The organism is Collinsella sp. CLA-JM-H32B, from assembly GCF_040098065.1.
GTDB lineage: Bacteria > Actinomycetota > Coriobacteriia > Coriobacteriales > Coriobacteriaceae > Collinsella.
This window is the reverse complement of record NZ_JBBNNA010000001.1, coordinates 221,028-240,128: the sequence shown is the minus strand read 5'-3', so window position 1 is coordinate 240,128 and position 19,101 is coordinate 221,028. Positions and strand designations below refer to the sequence as shown.

The window sequence follows — 19,101 nt, the reverse complement described above, 5'->3', positions numbered from 1 at the left end:
CACACCTTCGTGCGCAAGAAAGCGATTCCACCCGGTCGAGTGGCAGAAAAACCATCACAACATTCGATGCTTTTCCCGTTTTTGGCGAAAAACGTCGAATGTTGTGATGGTTTGAGGCGAGGTGAGGCGCACGGAGGGGCCAAAGCATCGTGCTTGGAGCGTGACTTTTTTCGCCCCACTGCCAACACAAACCTTGACTCTACAATCGTTGTAGGGTTTTCACTACACTGGTACGTAAACAGACCAAGCCAGAAAGCCCCGCCCATGGAACACGACCTCACACGCGGCAATGTCCTTAAGACCATCGCGGTCTTTGCCTTGCCCTATATGCTCTCGTACTTTTTGCAGATGCTCTACGGCATGGCCGACCTGTACATGATGGGGCAGTTTAGCGGTGCCGCCGGCATCACCGCCGTGGGCAATGGCGCGCAGACGCTCTACATCATTACCGTGACGCTCGTGGGCCTGGCCATGGGAACGACGGTCATCGTCGGCCACGCCGTGGGTTCGCGCCGGTTTGACCGCGCCGAGACCGCCATCGGCAACACCATCACGCTCTTTATGGGTATCTCGGTGGTGCTGGCCGTCATCTTGTTTGCACTATGCCCGCAGGTTGTGGCGCTCATTGGCACGCCGCCCGAGGCAGTCGAAGGCACCGCCGCCTACCTGCGCATCTGCTTTATCGGCATTCCCTTTATCGCCGCGTACAACATTCTTTCGGCCATCTTTCGCGGGCTGGGCGATTCGCGCTCGCCTATGTACGTGATTGGCGTGGCATGCATCATCAACATCGCGCTCGACTTTCTATTTATAGGCCACATGGGGCTCGGCCCCGTGGGCGCGGCACTCGGCACAGTAACCGCCCAGACGGCCAGCGTTGCCCTCGCGCTCGTGTGGCTCAAGAGCCGCCGCACGAACATCCACGTTAAGCGCAGCGACCTGCGCCCCCAGCCCGAAGTGCTCGGCAGCATCCTTAAGATCGGCGTGCCCGTGGCCGTACAGGACGGCTGCATCCAGGTAGCGTTTATGTTTATCACCGTCATCGCCAACCATCGCGGCCTGGTCGACGCCGCCGCCGTGGGCCTAGTCGAGAAGATGATCAGCTTTTTATTCATTGTGCCGAGCTCCATGGGCGCCACCGTCAGCGCACTCACGGCGCAAAACGCCGGCGCGGGCAAGGGCGACCGCGCACGTCAGGTGCTCAAAGACGCTATGACGATCTCGGTGGTGTATGGCTGCCTGATCACGGTGCTGATGTGGCTGGTGGCGCCGGCGTTTATCGGCTTTTTTGCCAAGGACGCCGCGGTAGTCGCAGCCGGTACCGGCTATATGCGCAGCTACATTTTCGACGCGATTTTTGCCGGCATCCACATTTGCTTTAGCGGCTTTTTCGCTGCATACGGCAAGAGCTACATCGGCTTTGCGCACAACGTGCTGGCCGTGGCGCTCATTCGCGTGCCGGGCGCGTGGCTATTGTCGAACGCCTATTCCGACACGTTGTTTCCCATGGGCATCGCTTCGCCGTGCGGGTCAATTCTATCAGCGGTTATTTGCGTGATGGCATTTACCGTGCTCAACCGGCGCGGGGCTTTTGACAGGTTGGTGGCGTAGCGGGGCAACGCGAAATCGCCCTGATCGACGACATCATTAGCGATGATCCGGCAACCTACGTGACGCAGATCACGGTGCCGTTTTCTCCAGCAAAGTAAAAACCGCCCGGAAGGCATCATGCTTCCCGGACGGTTCTTCAATTAGACTATCAATGCACTAAGCCTGGGGCACCTCACCAGTAGCCAAAATCTGCTCGAGTGCGTCCTCGTCCAGTACGGGTACGCCCAGCTGCTCGGCCTTGGTGAGCTTGGAGCCCGCTTTGGGGCCGGCGACCAGATAGCTCGTCTTCTTTGACACGCTGCCCGAAACCTTGGCACCGAGCACCTTGAGCGCCGCACCCGCCTCGTCGCGCGTGCGATTGACAAGCGTGCCAGTAAGCACGAAAGTCAGACCCGCGAGCGGCTGTGCGTCGGCGAGCTCGCCTGCCACGCCAGCGTCGGCTGCGGCTTGCGCGTGCGCAGCGCCCAAGTCGACCTCGAGCGACAGGCCCGCCTGACGCAGGCGCTCCAGCACGGCAAGGTTTTCGGGCACGGCCAGGAACTGCTTGACGCTCGCCGCAATCTTGGGACCGATGCCCTCGCACTCGGCGATGTCTTCTTCACTCGCCAAGATGAGCTTGTCAATCGATAGGAATCGCTCGGCGATGACCTCGCCCACACTCTTGCCCACATGGCGGATGCCCAGGGCAAACAGCACGCGACCGAGCGGCTGGCTCTTGGACTTGTTGAGCTCGGCGATGATTTTCTCGGCCGTCTTGAGGCCCACCGGAATGGGGTCGCCCTTCTTGACGCCCTTTTTGCTGTTGGAGCTGGCGTACACGCGCCCCGTGTCCAAGCCGGCGATGTCGTCGACCGTGAGCTGGTAGAAGTCCGCGACATCATGGATCAGCCCGGCGGCGATCATCTTGTCGACGATCTCATCGCCCAGGCCGTCGACGTCCATGCAGCCGCGGCTCACCCAGTGAAGCAGGCGCTCCTTGAGCTGCGCGGGGCAGTCGATGGAGACGCAGCGGTAGGCAACCTCACCGTCCTCGTGGACCACGGGGCTACCGCACACGGGGCAGACCTCGGGCATGTGCCAGTCAACCGAATCGGCCGGGCGCTTGTCGAGCACCGGGCCCACGACCTCGGGGATTACGTCGCCTGCCTTGTGCACGATGATGGTGTCACCCTCGCGCACGTTTTTGCGACGGATCTCGTCAATGTTGTGCAGCGTGGCGCGAGCTATGGTGGAGCCGGCGACCGTCACCGGGTCGAACTCGGCGACCGGCGTGAGCACACCGGTGCGGCCCACCTGGATGCGAATTTCGCGCAGAACGGTTTGCTTTTCCTCGGGCGGGAACTTAAAGGCGATGGCCCAGCGCGGTGCGCGGGCGGTAAAGCCCAAGTCGAGCTGCTGCTGGAAGCTGTCGACCTTTACGACCACGCCGTCGATATCGTAGTCCAGGTCGCCGCGATGCTCGAGCGCCTGGGCACAGAACTCGTGGACTTCGGCCGGCGTGGCGCAACGAGCCACGTTGGGGTTGACGCTAAAGCCGGCGCTACGCAGCCAGTCCAGAAACTCGCGCTGGCTGTGGACGTGCAACGGGTCGGTATCGGCAATGGCATAGATAAAGGTGGCCAGGTCACGGCGTGCCGTGACCTTGGGATCCTTTTGGCGCAGGCTGCCGGCGGCGGCGTTGCGCGGGTTGGCGAAGGGGTCGCGACCCTCGGCATCGGCCTCGTCGTTCAGACGAACAAAGCTGCCCTTGGGCATATAGACCTCACCGCGCACCTCAATGGTGCGCTCGCGGTCGGCGCCCATGTGGGCGAGCGCCGGCTCGGACAGGTGCATGGGCACATCCTTGATGGTACGGACGTTGAGCGACACGTCCTCGCCCGTGGTGCCATCGCCGCGCGTGGCCGCGCGCACGAAGGTGCCGCTTTGGTAGGTAAGCGCCACGCCCAGACCGTCAATCTTGAGCTCGCAGGTATAGGTGACGCTACCGGCACCGAGCGCATCCTCGGTACGCTGGAGCCACGCGTCGAGTTCGTCCAGATCCATGGCATCGTCCATGGAATACATGCGTGCCATGTGCGTGACCGGCGTAAACTGCTCGCTCACGTAGCCGCCCACGCGCTGGGTATAGCTGTCGGGCGTCACCAGGTCGGGGTAGGTCGCCTCGATCTCCTGCAGCTCAACGAGCATTTTGTCAAAGGCGGCATCCGTGATCTCGGGCGCATCGAGCATGTAGTAGCGATAGGCGTGGTAATCGAGCTCGTGGCGCAGCTCGGCCGCACGCGCTGCCGCCTGGGCACGGGCGTCGGCCGGTGCGGCGGCATCCGCGCTCGCGGGCGTTTCGGTATCGATGTCCACGCCTTCACCAAACAGGCTCGATTGCTCCATAGCGGCACTCCTTCGCTCGATTTCAAACGGATACTAGAGTACCACCGGTCGCAAAGGGGCCGAATAGCCCTTTCGAACCGCACCGAATCGGCAGCCGCCAGACCGGGGTGGATCGCGCGATCAAACCATGCTCTTATCAGCTTTAAATGATCCGTTTTCCTCCGTCCCCAACGGATCAATAAGAAAAGAGGGGCTGTCCCGCGCTTGGTGGGACAGCCCCTCTGGCATTGGTATGCGCGAAACGGCTCGCTAGAACCCCTGACCGTAGCCCTGACCCTGGCCCTGCTGGCCCAGCAGCTCCTCCAGATACTGGCGCAGCTGCTCGTCGGTAATACCGCCGTTGCCGGTGTCGGTCGCGCTGTCGTCCTGTTGCTGGTTCTGCAGCTCCTCATCAGAACCCAGCTCGACAGTGACTTTCTTCTCTTCCTTGCCGCGCATGAGCGTGATCTCGACCTTCTCGCCCACCTCGTGGCTGCGCAGCGCGATGATCAGGCCATCGGCGCTCGTAATCTCGTCGTCGCCCAGCTTGGTGATGACATCGCCCTCCTGAATGCCGGCCTTGGCGGCAGGACCGTCCTCGACGACGCTCGCCACGTACGCGCCGCTGTCGGTGCTCAGCTTGTTGGTACGGGCGTTGAGCGCATTGACGCTCGAAAGCGTGGCGCCCAAGTACGGATGCACCGGCGTCTTGCCGCCGATGATCTGGTCGGCAATGTTCTTGGCGTAGTTAACGGGAATAGCAAAGCCAACGCCCGAGCTGGAGCCCGAGTAGCTCTCGATGAGCGAATTGATACCCACGAGCTCGCCGTTGTCGTTAACGAGCGCGCCGCCGGAGTTACCCGGGTTGATAGCGGCATCGGTCTGGATCATGTTGGCATAGATGGTGTTGCCGCTGGTAGAGCTCATGGCGGTGGAGCGATAGAGCGCCGACACGATACCCGTGGAGACGGACTGCTCGTTGCCGAACGGCGAGCCGATCGCCATGACCCACTCGCCCACGTTGAGCTTGGAGGAATCGCCGATCTCGATCGGCGTGAGCTTGGAGGCGTCAGCATCCTTGAGCTTGATGACGGCCAGGTCGCTCGAAGCATCGTTGCCCACGAACTCGGCCTCGTAGGTGGTGCCGTCGTCCATGGTCACCACGTACTGGTCGTAACCATCGACCACGTGGTTGTTGGTGAGGATGTGGCCCTCGGTATCGAGCACCACGCCCGAACCGACGCTGCCCGAGTTGTCCGACTCGTCGGCAGACTGCGAAAGCGAGCCATTCTGGCCGCCGCTCGAAGTGGCGGTAATGGAAACCACGGAGGGCAGGGCCTTGGCAGAAACGGCCTCGGCCAGCGTGGTGTCCTCGGAATCAATCGTAATCTTTTGCGTCGATGAACCCGAAGCACCCGCCGTCACGGCATTCTTGCCGCCGCCAATGTTGAGCGTGCCGCTCATAATGAGCGCAATGACCAGCAGGGCGCCGCAGGCACAGCCGGCGAGTGCTGTAATAAAGATCGGCAGCTTTTTGGTCTTGGTCTTGACCACCGTGTGCTTGTTCACGACCCGCTGGCCACCCAGCGGCTGGCCGGTCTGCGTGTCGTAGGCCTGCACGTAGGGAATGTTGCTGTCGGCAGGCGTCGACTCCACCTGCACGCGCGGCTGCTGCTGGGTCTCGCCGGCGTTGCCCGCATCCTGGGGACGCTGGGAATCGTACTCGCTCATAGCTGCGATCCTTTCGTCAAATAACCAAAGGCCCGCCAAACATGTGGCGGGCCATCATTGTTCACGTTGAGTTGTACCCCAATATGCGGGCGTAAGTGTATGAGAACGCAATCTTTTAGGAAGGCTTAAGTTCTTCTGCAAACCCGAAAGGAACCCGCACATGCGGCAAAACCACCACAAAGGTGCCTGTCCCCTTTGTGGTGAAAATCTAGTCCTTAAACAGATAGCCCACGCCGCGGACGGTGGTGATGTGTGCCGCGATCTGCGGGCCCACCTTGGAGCGGATGCGTCGAATGTGCACGTCGACGGTGCGCGTGCCGCCGCAGTACTCAAAGCCCCACACGCGGTGCAGCAGCACCTCGCGGCTGTAGGCGCGGTTGGGATGCGTCGCCAAAAAGCTCAGCAGCGAGTACTCCATCAGCGTCAGGTCGATGGGCTCGTTATCGAGCGTCACCTGGTAGGTAGCCAGGTTGATCTCGAGGTTATCGATATTGAGCACATCGTCGGCGGTGACGGTCTCCTCCTCGCCCATCAGGCGCTGCGCGCGAGCCTTGAGCTCGTTGGGCGTCGCCGTGGGGCATACAAAGTCGGCATGCGCGTGATTGGGCAGGCGCAGGGTACCGAGCGCCTCGTCGTCGACGATCACCAGCATGGGAACGCCGCCGCGATCGTCGAGCCATTTGGCAATCTGATCGATGCGATCGCTGCGGATGCCATCGGAATCGAGGATCAGCAGGTCAAAGTCGTGCGCCGCAGTCGGCGAATCGGGGGTTGCCAGGCTCACCTCGACACCCAGGGTGGTCGTCAAGCTGCGGGCAAACTCGTGGAAGCGCGTCGTGCGCGCCATGAACAGGGCACTCTTTTCGGACATATCGGCCTCCAAAGAAATGAGCTCAATCGTACTGGAACAAGCCAGCGTGATTAGGAGTTCGCCAGGTAGTGCTTGATCTCCCACTCGGTGATCGTAGACTCAAACTTATGCCACTCGGCGCGCTTCTTTTTGAGGAAGAAGCTGTGGATGTGCTCGCCGAGGGCATCCTTCATAAACTGCGAGTCCTCAAACACGTCGAGTGCCTCTTTGAGCGAGCGCGGCAGCGGCGTGTAGCCGGCCTCGACCATCTGACGGTCGGTAAGCTTGAGCGTCTCGGCAGTTGCCTCGGGCGGGAGTTCCAGCTTGCGCTCGATACCGTCCAGACCGGCCGCTAACGTGACGGCGTTGACCAGGTACGGGTTGGCCATGGGGTCGGGGCTGCGCAGCTCGATGCGCGTGGACAGCTGCTTGCCGGGCTTGTAGACCGGGATGCGGACCATGCTCGCGCGGTTGCGCAGGCCCCACGTGGCGTACTGCGGCACGGAGTCGCCACCCGTGGTGATGCGCTTATACGAGTTGACCGTGGGGTTAGTGATAGCGCTGATCTCGCGCGCGTGCGCCAGGATGCCGGCCATGTAGTGCTTGGCGATATCGGAGAGGTGGTACTTCTCGTCGTCCTCGCCCCAAAAGACGTTGTTGCCGTCGTGGTCGAACAGCGACTGGCACAGGAACATAGCACTGCCATCCTCACCCGCCAACGGCTTGGGCATAAAGGAGGCGTGGCAACCGCTCTCGTAGGCCTGCTGCTTAATGATGAGCTTGGCCGTGGTGATGGCGTCGGACATGCTCAGGGCCTCGGCATGGCGCAGGCTCATACCGTGCTGCGAGCGACCGGCAGCGTGGAAGGTGTACTCCACGGGCACGGACATCTTCTCGAGCGTGAGGACCGTGTTGCGACGCAGGTCGCGAGCGGCATCGCTCACCGAAAGATCGAAGTAGCCCACGTTGTCGAGCGGCTCGGGGGTGTGCTCGTCGGGGAAGTAGTAATACTCCAGCTCGGCACCCACATTGAGCAGGTAGCCGGCCTTCTCGGCCTTGCGGAACATGCGGCGCAGGGCATCGCGCGGATCGCCGGCAAACGGCTTGCGATCGGGAGTGCACACGTCGCAGAACACGCGGGCGACGCCGTTGTGGCTCGGGCGCCACGGCAGGATCTGGAAGGTCGAAGCATCGGGGAACGCCAGCATGTCGGCTTCCTCGGGCGTGGCAAAGCCCTCGATAGCGGAGCCGTCAAAGCCAATACCCTCCTCAAAAGCGACCTCGAGGTCCTCGGGGCTAATGGCAAAGTTCTTGAGGCGGCCGAGAATGTCGACAAACCACAGACGCACAAAGCGGATATCACGCTGCTCTACGGAGCGGAGTACGTAATCGATGTTCTGCTGGTTCATGTCGCTCCCCTTTCTTTCGGGCGGGTTTCGACTGGTCTATATCGCAGATACTATCGCAGAAAAATGTTTCCGCAGGGTTAAAGCGTATCAAGCGCTCAAAAAACGTGTGCGAACAGGCGGGTGCCAAGCACGAACAGACCGACTCGGACGGGCGACTAGCGCAAGGTCGATGCGCGGTGTTCGATGTGGCCGGGGATCTCGATGCGCTTGGGGGCGAGCTTTGCGGCATCGCCTACCGTAGTGGTAACGACGTCGATGCGCTCGGACAGACGCTCGACTACGCGCTCGGCGATGGTAAGGGTATCCTGCGCGGCCGTGGTCACGCCGCCAAAGAGCACGTGGTTCCAGGGGTAATCGTCAAATGTCGCGATCTTGAGCCCAGCCGGCAACGAGGGCCCCAGCTGTGCTAGCGCCTCGGTCAGACGCAGGAAAACCAGGCCGTTAACGGCGATAAGGCCGAGCTTTTTGCCTGCATAGCCGCGGATGGTCTCATCCAAGCAGCCGACGCCCGTGGTACCGCCATCGGCCAAGGTGATAACCTCGCCGGCAAGGCCGCGGTGCGAAAGCTCGTCGACAAAGGCCTCGGCGCGCTCGCGATGGACGGGGCTGTCGTCGCTTGCCTCGATGAGCAGGCACAGGCGCTCGCTGCCAGCGGCAACCAAGGCGTCTACCAAGCCGGCGACCAGCTCGCGGTTGTTGGACGTCACCAAGTCGATGCCGCCGTCGGCAACATCGCGGTCGAGCAGTACAACGGGCAGTCGTCCCGCTGCCGCGGCGATCGCCTCGTCGTTGCCTCCGCAGGTATTGACGACCAGGCCGTCCACGCCGGCATCGATAAGTCTGGTGAGCGACTCTGCCTCCTTGGCGGGGTCGTTGCCGCTAATGGCCGTCATAAGCGAGCAGCCGCGCGCGGCGGCACTGGCGGAAAGCCCTTCGAGCATTGCGCTCGAGAACGGGTTGGCGATGTCGGCCAGAATCACGCCGATGAGGTTGGTGCGTGAGCTGCGTAGATTGCGTGCGGCGGCACGTGGGCGATAGCCAGTGCGCTCGATAACCGCCGCGATGCGAGCGCGGGTTTCCTCGGTCATCTGCCCGGGGCGGTTATTGAGATAGCGCGAGACCGTGGCCGGACTCACGCCCGCCTCGACGGCAATGTCCCTGATTCTCATCTGCGCCATAGCGCACCCCGTTTCCCAATGTCGGCAGTCTGAGCCATTTTAGGCATTTTTTAACATTCTCGGTTGCAAAACGCTGTAGGTGAGCGGCATCGTTTTTGCGCCTCGAGCAGATGCGATGATGGACTAGACTGACGAGTCTTTAGGCAGCTCAAAGTAGTCGGGATGCAAGGCGATAACCGGGCCCTGCTCCTCGGGCATCAGATGCAAGTGCGTCTCTGCCAGATAGCTCGCCGTGTCGGTATCGCCCCTCTTAATGGCCTCGAGAATCCGGCGATGCTGCCGGCGAATCGGCTCCCAATCCAGGTCCTGCGACACCATACGCAACCAGTTGTATCGCTCAAAATGCGTGTTGACGCTCTTCATCCAATCCCACAGCATGTGACGACCGGCAATCACGAAACACGTCTCATGAAACAGGTTGTCCAGATCGAAAAAGCGACGCGTTTCGCCATGGTCGAGTGACTCAGACTCGGCAAGAATCTGCTCGAGCCGATGCTTTTGCTCAGGCGAGGCGGCCGAACAGCATTTAATAAGCACGCTTCTCTCGAGTTTCTCGCGCAAGAAACAGGCGTTCTCGGCGCGCTCCATGCTGATTTTTGAGACATAGGTGCCGCTTTTGGGACGGGTTTCCACCAGCTCCTGCTCACGCAGGCGCACAAAGGACTCGCGAATGGGCGTGCGCCCGATTCCCGTCTCCTTTTCCAGACCAATCGCCGAAAGGCGCGTGCCGGGCTTGAGCTCGGCATAGATGATCTTGGAGCGCAATGCGTTGTATGCCTGGTCTTGCAGGCTCTGATAATGCTGGTGTTGTTCCATAAAGCCCTCGGATGAAGCCCACGGTTTGTCGAATTTCACCACGTAATACTATCGCATCGACACGCCCCAGCTCCCAATCAGTCTTTTTGGGTCGGGGCTCTTTTAGCTACCCTGGCCCGCAGATCGGCCCCCTTGCCACAAAAGTGGCCCATCTACTACATTAACACGGATAGCCTCGGCCATACCGAAAACCGTGAAAACAAAACCGCAGGTAGACAGCTTGTCGATTTTCGAAAAAGCCGACTATGGTTGACCTCTGCGGCTTAAACGTAGTAGATAGGCCCTTTTCGTGGCGCAGCACTACTGCACCCCAAATTGGCACCCCGAGCCTGTTATAAGTTGCTGTGAAATACGGACGGTTGATAATCAAGGCGCGCTATACGGCTTGCTATATCTCACTATACTTTGCTGTACGTCGCCATACTTTGCTATAACTTGACAATAATCGGCCCGTTACCATCCGGGACATAACGGACCCCAAGCCAACGCTGGCTTGGGGTCCGTCTTGTACCATGGCTCTTTTTGACTATGAGCGCTCGTATTTCGTGGCCCGCCCGGTTCCCTGCCTTACGATTGCATTCCGTTCAAGCAGAGATTCGAGTGCCGTCAACGTCCGCATGCGGCTCAGCCCCGTCTGTTTTTCAATCTCGCTTCGCGATATAATTCGACCGCCCGACAAGGCCTTGAGAACCTGGACCTCTTCCTCGGACCCTTCAAGGGCATCGGTAACGGGCAATGTGACGGCCACCATGCCGCCGCGAACATCAAAAATTGGTTGATTGATCGAATCGCGATAGGCACGTCTAATGCGCGCGATTCCCGTACCAAATTTCTCGATGTAATCCAGCTTTAAGAAGGCCTCTGCAACGATGGGGTTTCTGAGCACGGATATCTGCCCATACAGGTATTGTTCCGTCGTCAAACCGGCGGGCAGCGATCCGGGGGAGGTCACAACGACACGATCATCGTACAGGGCAATTTGAACGTTCGCTCGAACGTCCCACGTCCGATGCACCAAAGCATTTGCGACAGCTTCGCGAAACGCCTCGAGAGGAATTCGATCGGTTTGGACGCGCTCCATCCCTTCGATACGCTCATAACGGTAGTAGCGTGCAAACATAGCTACCGCCCTGTCCACCTGCTCAATTGCGGATACATTTGTCGCTGCCTCGCGATCCAAGATCACATCCTCGGTATCGCCAAAACGGACGCAGTCGATGCCCGGAAAATCATTCTTATCCGCTAAAATCGCCGCGGCATTGGTATAGCCATCCTTGCCGAGCAAGCGGAGCGTACGCAAGATATCCGACGTTAGCTCGGAAATGCCGAGGTGTTCAACACACTTATGCTCGAGCGTATGAAAGCTCAAGTCCTGGCGAGCCGACGTGAGCGCGTCGAACGTTACGTTGCTGCCTTCGAGCGTCAGCCTGCCATACTCAAACCGGTCGACCTCCACCGTTGCCGAATCGTTTCGTCTGTAGGCCTTTCCCTTGCTTCGATAGGGTTTGTCCTGCCCCTCATAAACCGTAAGGATTACGATCCCGTGTTTCTCATCGGGCTCAAGCGAATAACGGGGTGCGGGATCAAGACTGTCGTTAATCATGTTCTCGATGCGCAGGCATTCTGCAACCGGATCCGCAAGGCCGACAGCCACACCCTCGTCATCAACGCCAAACTCAATCTTGCCCGTCCCGTAGTTTGCATAGGCGCTCACCGTTTTAAGAAACGTCGGCGTAACGCTTTCCTTGTATTCGACTGTAGGGCTCTCTCTAACAACCATATGCACAACCCCCTCGTTTCGTACCATTCATAACCGTATTATAAGACGAAAACCGTTTGCGTACTGATTTATAGAAGACGCAAACGGTTTTCGTCTTGATTTGCGTACGGAATTAAGACGCATAATTTCGCTTTCGTATGGCTCAATACCGGACGCAGACTGTTTTCGTCTGTCAATACGTCTGCAATCCAAACGAAAAGAGCCCCGAGCTCGTATGAACTCGGGGCTCTTTGTGCCGCACATCTATGAGAGAAGAAATTCGATGCGTACGGACGCTACTCCATGAAGCCGCCCTGGGATGGCGGCAACCTCGTCAATGGGGTCAGGTTTACATGCACCAACTTGGTGCAAACCAACCTGTCCCCCACGCACCAAGGGGTTGACTAGAGCTCGCAGGCAATCTTGTAGCCGTCGCCGATGGCGTCGCGGATGTTGCCGCACTTCTGGGCATCGCCCAGTACATGGGCAGCAACGCCAGCAGCGGCAAGGTCGTCGGCCAGCTTGGTATTGGGACGATAGCCCATGGCAAGCACCAGCGTATCGGCACCGGTGATGGTGCGGACCTCGCCGTCCTTCTCGTAACTGATGGTGTCCTCGGTGATCTCGGTCACCTTGGCCTCGGTCAGCACGTGAACGCCCTTGGAGAGCATGCGCGTGATGAGCACCGCGCGACCGGCGCCGCCCTCGTTGGCGGCGAGCGTCTTGGTCATCTCGATAACGGTGACATCGCGATTGGCCGGCGAGAGGTCGTTGACCAGCGGGGCCAGGTAATCGGCCGTCTCGCAACCGACGGTGCCGCCGCCCACGATGACGATCTTCTTGCCCGGGAAAGCCTTGCCACCCAGCAGGTCGTCAGCTGTCATAACTTGCTTAAAGCCCTGCATGAAGGCCGGAGCGATGGGCTCGGCGCCATAAGCCAGGACAACCTCGTAACCTGCGTAGTCGCGCTGAATGTCCTCGGCCGAAAGCTCGGTGCCAAATACGCACTTCACGCCGGCCTCGGCCAGGCGACGGTACTGATACTTGATCACGCGGGTGAGCTCCTGCTTTGCCGGCGGAACGGCTGCGATGCGCATCTCGCCGCCCGGCTCGTCCTGCTTATCCACGAGCACCACGTTATGACCACGCTTGGCAGCAATGTAGGCTGCCTCCATGCCCGCAGGACCGGCGCCCACAACGAGCACGTTCTTGACCTCGTCGGCAGGCTCGTAGCCGGCCTCGTCGCGCTCAACATCGGGGTTGACGGTGCAGGAGATGCGCTTGCCAAACATAATGCCGTTCAGGCAGCGCAGGCAGCCAATGCAGGGGCGGATGTCGTCGGCGTTGCCGGCAGCGGCCTTGTTGCAGAACTCGGCATCGCACAGATTGGCGCGGCCCATCATGCAGATGTCGGCAGCGCCGTCCTCGATCAGCTCCTCGGCGATCCAGGCCTCGTTGATGCGGCCGACAGTAGCGACGGGGATGTTGACGTGCTTTTTGATCTCGCGCGAGCAAGCGGCGTGCGAGGCCTGCTGCGTGCCGGCGGCGGGAATCGCAGAGCCGCGCTTGATGGTGGTGCCGCCCGACACGTGAATCATGTCGACGCCAGCCTTCTCCAGGCGACGCGAGACGTAGATCATGTCGTTGAGGGTCAGGCCACCATCGGTGTACTCATCGCCCGAGATGCGGACGTCGATGATAAAGTCCTTACCGCAGCGCTCGCGAATCTCGGCGATGACCTCGAGCAAAAAGCGCATGCGGGCGTCGAGCGAGCCGCCGTACTCGTCGGTACGCTTGTTATAGAGCGGAGTCAAAAAGCCGCCGAGCATACCGTGGGCGTGTGCCGCATGGACCTCGACGCCATCGACGCCGGCCTTCTGCATACGCACGGCGGCGTCACCGAACTGATGCGTAAGTTCGTGAATCTCATCGACCGTGATGGGGCGCGGCGCCTCGCGGGCATAGGACGGGCCCACAAAGGACGGAGCAATCAGGCGCGGCGTGCCCGGAATGTTAAAGGCCATGTAGGCGGGGTGGAAGAGCTGTGGCATGATCTTGCAGCCATACTCGTGGACGGCCGCGGCGAGCTTTTCCCAGCCGGGGATAAACGCATCGTCGTAGCAGCACATGTCACCCGGCAGATAGGTATAGGTAGGCTCGACCGTCACGACCTCGGTGATGATGAGGCCCACGCCGCCCTTGGCACGGGCACGGTAATGATCGACCAAATCGTCGGTCACATAGCCATGATCGGCCAGGTTGGTGGACACCGGCGGCATAAAGACGCGGTTCTTGACCTCGGTCGTACCGACCTTGATCGGGCTAAAGAGCATCGGGTAGGCGGATGACTCCATACAGGCTTCCTTTCGTTTAAGCCGCTCGGCGGCACTTGCAGACACCCCTATCGTATCAGTACCCGCCGCATTCGCGCTCGCTCGCACTCCCCACCTTCAATCCCGACCCTCAAAAAAAGTTGCGGTGGAATACGGAGTAGATGAGGCTTTTAACAGCCAAAACAGTCCGTATTTCACCGCAACTGATGGGCGGGGTGGAATTGAGGGCTCAGATAGTCAGTCATGCCCTCATCCGCCACTCCCTCACCTACAGCGCGCCGTCCAGCATAAGGTTCACCTTGAGCACGTTGACCGTGGGCTCGCCGAACACGCCGAGGAAACGGCCCTTGGTGCACGCGGCGATGATGTCGCGCACCTCGTCCTCACTTTTGCCCGTGGCCTTGGCAAGGCGCGGGACCTGGTACTCGGCGGCATCCGGAGAGATCTCCGGGTCGAGGCCGGACCCCGAACACGTCACCAGGTCGACGGGTACGGCGTCCATATCGGCATCGGGGTTGGCGGCGCGAATCTTCTCGACGCGCGCGTCCACAAGCTGCCGGTACTCCTCACTCGCCGGGGACAGGTTGGACGGGGCACCGTACGCCATGAGCTCGCCGTCTTCGCCTTCGACAATTGACATGTTCTGGATGCGGCCCCACATGTGGTCCTCATCCTCGAAGTTCTGGCCGATCAGCTCGGAGCCCACGATCTTGTCGTCGACCTTGATGAGCGAACCGTTCGCCTGATACGGGAACGCAACCTGGGCGATGCCGGTCACGACGAGCGTATAGCCCAGGCCGCAGACAACGGTAAACAGCGCGAACACGCCCAGTGCGCGCGATGCAACACCTTTGAACATACAAACCTCCACTTACATAATGCCGCAGAACGCGAGCAGCATGTCGATGAGCTTGATGAATACGAACGGGGCAACGATGCCGCCCAGACCCCACACGAGCAGGTTGTGGATCAGCAGCTGTCCGGACGGCACCTCGCGGTACTTAACGCCCTTCAGCGCGGCCGGGATCAGCGCGACGATAACGAGCGCGTTATAGATGATGGCCGAAAGAACCGCGGACAGCGGGCTTGCCAGACCGAGGATGTTGAGCGCGCCAAGGCCCGGGTAGATCGGCGAGAACAGGGCCGGGATGATAGCGAAGTACTTCGCCATGTCGTTGGCGACCGAGAAGGTCGTGAGCGAACCGCGGGTCATGAGCAGCTGCTTGCCGATACGCACGACCTCGATGAGCTTGGTGGGGCTGGAGTCGAGGTCGACCATATTGCCGGCCTCCTTGGCAGCCTGGGTGCCCGTGTTCATGGCCACGGCGACATCCGCCTGCGCCAGCGCCGGCGCGTCGTTGGTGCCGTCGCCGGTCATGGCGACCAGGTGGCCCTCACGCTGGAACTCGCGGATCCTCTCGAGCTTGCCCTCAGGGGTGGCCTCGGCCAGGAAGTCGTCAACGCCGGCCTCGGCGGCGATTGCCGCGGCGGTGAGCGGGTTGTCGCCCGTCACCATGATGGTCTTGATGCCCATCTTGCGCAGGTCGGCGAACTTCTCCTTAACGCCGGACTTGATGATGTCCTTGAGGTACACAACGCCCAGCACGCGGCAGTTCTTGGTCACGACCAGCGGGGTGCCGCCGGCCTTGGCGATGCGCTCGACGGCCTCGTCGCACTCCTGGGAGAACACGCCGCCGGCTGCCTCCACATAGGTGCGCACGGAATCGGCAGCGCCCTTGCGGATCTCATTGCCCTCGTAGTTCACACCGGACATGCGGGTCGCCGCGGTGAAGGGGATGAACTCCATACCCTTATCCTCGAGTGTGCGGCCGCGCAGACCGAACTGCTCCTTGGCGAGCACGACGATGGAACGGCCTTCGGGGGTCTCGTCGGCCAGCGAGGAAAGCTGGGCGGCATCGGCCAGCTCCGCGGAATCGATGCCGTCGACCGGGATGAACTCGGCGGCTTGGCGGTTACCCAGGGTGATGGTGCCGGTCTTGTCGAGCATGAGGATGTCGACGTCGCCGGCGGCCTCGATGGCGCGGCCGGACATGGCCAGCACGTTGGCCTCGTTCAGACGGCTCATGCCGGCGATGCCGATGGCGGAAAGAAGGGCGCCGATGGTAGTAGGAGCCAGGCACACGAGCAGCGCCACGAGCGTGGTCACGGCCGTGGGGTTGTCCATGTCGTTAAGACCGACCGAGAAGCAGGAGTAACAATACAGGGCCAGCGTGACCAGGATAAAGACGATGGAGAGGGCCACCAGGAAGATCTCCAGAGCGATCTCGTTAGGGGTCTTCTTGCGCGCGGCACCCTCGACCATCGCGATCATCTTGTCCAGGAAGCTCTGGCCGGGCTCACTGGAGATCTTGACGATGATCCAGTCGGACAGCACCGTGGTACCGCCGGTAACGGCAGAGCGGTCGCCGCCGGCCTCGCGGACCACGGGGGCGGACTCGCCGGTGATGGCGGACTCGTCAACGGAAGCAGCGCCCTCGATGACGTCGCCGTCGCCGGGAATCTGCTCGCCGGCGCGTACGATCACCAGGTCGCCGCGCGTGAGCTCGGTGCCGGGAACGACGGTGAAGTGCTCCTTGTCCTCAACGGACTCGATGCGATGGGCCTCGACATCCTTCTTGGCCGCACGCAGGGAATCGGCCTGGGCCTTACCGCGGCCCTCGGCAAGCGCCTCGGCGAAGTTCGAGAACAGGTCGGTAAGCCACAGGATGACCGCGATGGCGACCACATAGTAGGTGGGCACACCCGCGTCCTGCACACCGAAAATGGAAGCGACGGCCAGGACGGAGGTCATGACGGCGGAAAGCCACACCAGGAACATGACCGGGTTTTGAATCTGGACGCGAGGATCCAGCTTGGCAAACGAGTCGCGGACCGCGCGGCCCATCATGTCTTTTTGCATAGTCATAAATCTGCGCCCTCCTTTACGCAATCATCTGGAAGAACTCGGCAACGGGGCCAAGCGCCAGGGCCGGGAAGAAGCTCAGGGCACCGATCAGCAGAACGATGAACACGAGCAGGAATACGAACATGCCGTTGGTGGTAGACAGGGTACCGGCGCTCTCGGCGACCTTGCCCTTCTTGGCCAGCGAGCCGGCGATAGCCAGCGTACCGATGATGGGCATGAAGCGGGCGAACAGCATCTCGAGGCCGAGCATGACGTTGATCCAGGGAATGTTGCAGTTCATGCCTGCAAACGCCGAGCCGTTGTTGCCGCCGCATGAGGTGAAGGCATACAGCGCCTCGGAGAAGCCGTGCGCGCCACCATTGTTGAGCTGGTCGGCAAGACCGGGCACCATGCAGGCGATGGCCGAGCACACCAGAATGGCAAACGGAGTTGCCAAGCACAGGACAACTGCCCAGCGCATCTCGCCCGGCTCGATCTTCTTGCCCAGGAACTCAGGCGTGCGTCCGACCATGAGGCCGGCGATGAACACTGTGAGGATGGCGAAGCCGATCATGCCGTACAGGCCGCAGCCCACGCCGCCGAAGACGACCTCGCCCAGAGCAATCTGGAGCATCTGGACAAAACCGCCCAGCGGGGTGTAGGAGTCGTGCATGGAGTTAACCGAGCCGTTGGAAGCAGCCGTCGTGAAAGCGGACCAGGTAGAAGAGGAGGCGATACCGAAACGGCTCTCCTTGCCCTCCATGTTGCCGCCGGCCTGGCCGTCGGTCATCTCGATATTGACCGCTCCGCCATCGGCCAGCTGCGGGGTGCCCGCATGCTCGTTGACGGCGATGATGCCGGTGAAGATCACCAGCAGGATGAACATGGCGGCAAAGATGGCCTTGCCCTGCTTGGTGTTCTTGACGCCGATACCGAAGGCGAAGCAACAGGCGGCCGGGATCAGCAGCAGGCTGGTCATCTCGATGATGTTGGTGAAGGCACTGGGGTTCTCATACGGATGGGCGGAGTTCACGCCGAAGAAGCCGCCGCCGTTGGTGCCGGACTGCTTGATGGCGACCTGAGGAGCCGCGGGACCCTGGGGCAGGAACTGCTCGGTGACCACGCGCGCGCCCTCGACAACCTTGCCGTCGACCTTGACCGTGTCGCCCTCAATCTGGGCGCCGTCGATGACGCTCCAGCCGCCGTCTGCATTAGGCTGAACAGCGACGGGTTCTACGAGCTCAGCCTTCTGAGCCGGCTGGAAGTTGGAGATGACGCCACCGGCAGCCAGGCAGATGCCGAACACGAGGTTCAGCGGGATGAGCACATACAGGACGGTGCGGGTGAGGTCGACCCAGAAGGAACCCAGACCCTGCTCCTTGACCTGACGGAAGCCGCGGATCAGCGCGAACATGACCGCGATACCGGTGCCAGCGGAAACGAAGTTCTGCACAGTGAGACCCATGAACTGCACAAGGTAGGACAGGGTGGTCTCACCGGAGTAGGACTGCCAGTTGGTGTTGGTTATGAAGGAAGCAGCCGTATTGAACGACAGGTCCCATGACACACCCGGCAGGTGCTGGGGATTGCCTGGCAAGAAGGACTGAAGCGCCTGGAGTGCCACAAGAGTCACGAGGCCGATCCCCGAAAAGACCAGCACGCTCGCCAGATAGCGCCTACACCCCATCTGTTCTGCCGCGTCGATGCGAAGCAGACGATAGACGCCACGCTCCACAGGAGCAATCACAGGCGACAGGAACGTATGCTCACCATCCATGATATGGGCCATGAACCGACCGAGCGGAACGGCCAGGACGACGAGTACGGCAAAGTACAAGATGTACTGAATCGCAGCGTCCATAGTTTACGAATCACTCCTCATCAGAATGTAGATGTAATAGATAAGAAGTCCAATGCAGACGACTCCGATGATGGGAATGAGGATGTCCATTTACCGCCCCTTTCACACGCGGTCCGATGTCTCGGACGCCTGCCCTCGCAAGCGTCTGGGGACAGTAAACGCTTCTAGGGATTAAAGAGGCGTGAGGGCCGGGGCTCACGTCCTTAAGATGCCGTAAAGATGCAGGTAGAAAGCACTATTGCAGCTGCAGTGCGCCTATACTCGACCTCGCGAGCATACAGTGG

The 19,101-nt window shown here is 60.8% G+C and carries 12 protein-coding genes; 1 reads left to right on the top strand and 11 read right to left on the bottom strand.

Translation table 11 applies throughout. The features are described from left to right. Positions 1 to 264: 264 nt before the first annotated feature. Positions 265 to 1,611: an MATE family efflux transporter gene (locus AAA138_RS00990; RefSeq protein WP_349089221.1), complete on the top strand. Its 1,347-nt coding sequence runs from the start codon at positions 265 to 267 to the stop codon at positions 1,609 to 1,611. A gap of 156 nt (positions 1,612 to 1,767) precedes the next feature. On the opposite strand, the gene ligA is transcribed toward AAA138_RS00990, so the two are convergent. From ligA to kdpA, 11 genes are all read right to left on the bottom strand, one after another. Next, complete coding sequence (gene ligA, locus AAA138_RS00985) at positions 1,768 to 3,996, bottom strand: NAD-dependent DNA ligase LigA (RefSeq protein ID WP_349089220.1); 2,229 nt, start codon at positions 3,994 to 3,996, stop codon at positions 1,768 to 1,770. A gap of 249 nt (positions 3,997 to 4,245) precedes the next feature. Beyond that, positions 4,246 to 5,706, bottom strand: coding sequence for a trypsin-like peptidase domain-containing protein (locus tag AAA138_RS00980; protein ID WP_349089219.1), 1,461 nt, complete (start codon positions 5,704 to 5,706; stop codon positions 4,246 to 4,248). Positions 5,707 to 5,914: 208 nt separating this feature from the next. After that, complete coding sequence (locus AAA138_RS00975) at positions 5,915 to 6,577, bottom strand: response regulator transcription factor (protein WP_006234733.1); 663 nt, start codon at positions 6,575 to 6,577, stop codon at positions 5,915 to 5,917. 50 nt (positions 6,578 to 6,627) lie between these two features. Then, entirely contained in the window at positions 6,628 to 7,965 is a 1,338-nt protein-coding gene (locus tag AAA138_RS00970; protein WP_238022676.1) for a glutamine synthetase family protein, read from the bottom strand. A 155-nt stretch (positions 7,966 to 8,120) separates the two neighbouring features. Then, positions 8,121 to 9,143 (bottom strand): LacI family DNA-binding transcriptional regulator, encoded by a 1,023-nt coding sequence (locus AAA138_RS00965; RefSeq protein ID WP_329738569.1) that lies wholly within the window; start codon positions 9,141 to 9,143, stop codon positions 8,121 to 8,123. A gap of 123 nt (positions 9,144 to 9,266) precedes the next feature. Next, entirely contained in the window at positions 9,267 to 9,998 is a 732-nt protein-coding gene (locus AAA138_RS00960) for a GntR family transcriptional regulator (protein WP_349089218.1), read from the bottom strand. A gap of 487 nt (positions 9,999 to 10,485) precedes the next feature. Next, positions 10,486 to 11,739: an ATP-binding protein gene (locus AAA138_RS00955; RefSeq protein ID WP_118080882.1), complete on the bottom strand. Its 1,254-nt coding sequence runs from the start codon at positions 11,737 to 11,739 to the stop codon at positions 10,486 to 10,488. A gap of 383 nt (positions 11,740 to 12,122) precedes the next feature. Then, the gene (locus AAA138_RS00950) at positions 12,123 to 14,072 is read right to left on the bottom strand and encodes an NAD(P)/FAD-dependent oxidoreductase (protein WP_349089217.1); all 1,950 of its coding nucleotides are present in this window, start codon (positions 14,070 to 14,072) and stop codon (positions 12,123 to 12,125) included. A gap of 247 nt (positions 14,073 to 14,319) precedes the next feature. After that, positions 14,320 to 14,910 carry a potassium-transporting ATPase subunit KdpC gene (gene kdpC / locus AAA138_RS00945; RefSeq protein WP_161145092.1) on the bottom strand — a complete coding sequence of 197 codons (591 nt, stop codon included), beginning with the start codon at positions 14,908 to 14,910 and terminating at the stop codon, positions 14,320 to 14,322. Positions 14,911 to 14,922: 12 nt separating this feature from the next. After that, positions 14,923 to 16,977: a potassium-transporting ATPase subunit KdpB gene (gene kdpB, locus AAA138_RS00940; protein ID WP_349089216.1), complete on the bottom strand. Its 2,055-nt coding sequence runs from the start codon at positions 16,975 to 16,977 to the stop codon at positions 14,923 to 14,925. A 16-nt stretch (positions 16,978 to 16,993) separates the two neighbouring features. Further along, on the bottom strand, positions 16,994 to 18,817 hold the full coding sequence (gene kdpA, locus AAA138_RS00935; RefSeq protein WP_195246057.1) for a potassium-transporting ATPase subunit KdpA: 1,824 nt from the start codon (positions 18,815 to 18,817) through the stop codon (positions 16,994 to 16,996). Positions 18,818 to 19,101 lie beyond the last annotated feature (284 nt).

What these genes read in the sequence shown, in the direction of transcription:
- AAA138_RS00990 (WP_349089221.1), top strand. Translation starts at nt 265, where the DNA reads ATGGAACACGACCTCACACGCGGCAATGTCCTTAAGACCATCGCGGTC.
- ligA (WP_349089220.1), bottom strand. Translation starts at nt 3,996, where the DNA reads ATGGAGCAATCGAGCCTGTTTGGTGAAGGCGTGGACATCGATACCGAA.
- AAA138_RS00980 (WP_349089219.1), bottom strand. Translation starts at nt 5,706, where the DNA reads ATGAGCGAGTACGATTCCCAGCGTCCCCAGGATGCGGGCAACGCCGGC.
- AAA138_RS00975 (WP_006234733.1), bottom strand. Translation starts at nt 6,577, where the DNA reads ATGTCCGAAAAGAGTGCCCTGTTCATGGCGCGCACGACGCGCTTCCAC.
- AAA138_RS00970 (WP_238022676.1), bottom strand. Translation starts at nt 7,965, where the DNA reads ATGAACCAGCAGAACATCGATTACGTACTCCGCTCCGTAGAGCAGCGT.
- AAA138_RS00965 (WP_329738569.1), bottom strand. Translation starts at nt 9,143, where the DNA reads ATGGCGCAGATGAGAATCAGGGACATTGCCGTCGAGGCGGGCGTGAGT.
- AAA138_RS00955 (WP_118080882.1), bottom strand. Translation starts at nt 11,739, where the DNA reads ATGGTTGTTAGAGAGAGCCCTACAGTCGAATACAAGGAAAGCGTTACG.
- AAA138_RS00950 (WP_349089217.1), bottom strand. Translation starts at nt 14,072, where the DNA reads ATGGAGTCATCCGCCTACCCGATGCTCTTTAGCCCGATCAAGGTCGGT.
- kdpC (WP_161145092.1), bottom strand. Translation starts at nt 14,910, where the DNA reads ATGTTCAAAGGTGTTGCATCGCGCGCACTGGGCGTGTTCGCGCTGTTT.
- kdpB (WP_349089216.1), bottom strand. Translation starts at nt 16,977, where the DNA reads ATGACTATGCAAAAAGACATGATGGGCCGCGCGGTCCGCGACTCGTTT.
- kdpA (WP_195246057.1), bottom strand. Translation starts at nt 18,817, where the DNA reads ATGGACGCTGCGATTCAGTACATCTTGTACTTTGCCGTACTCGTCGTC.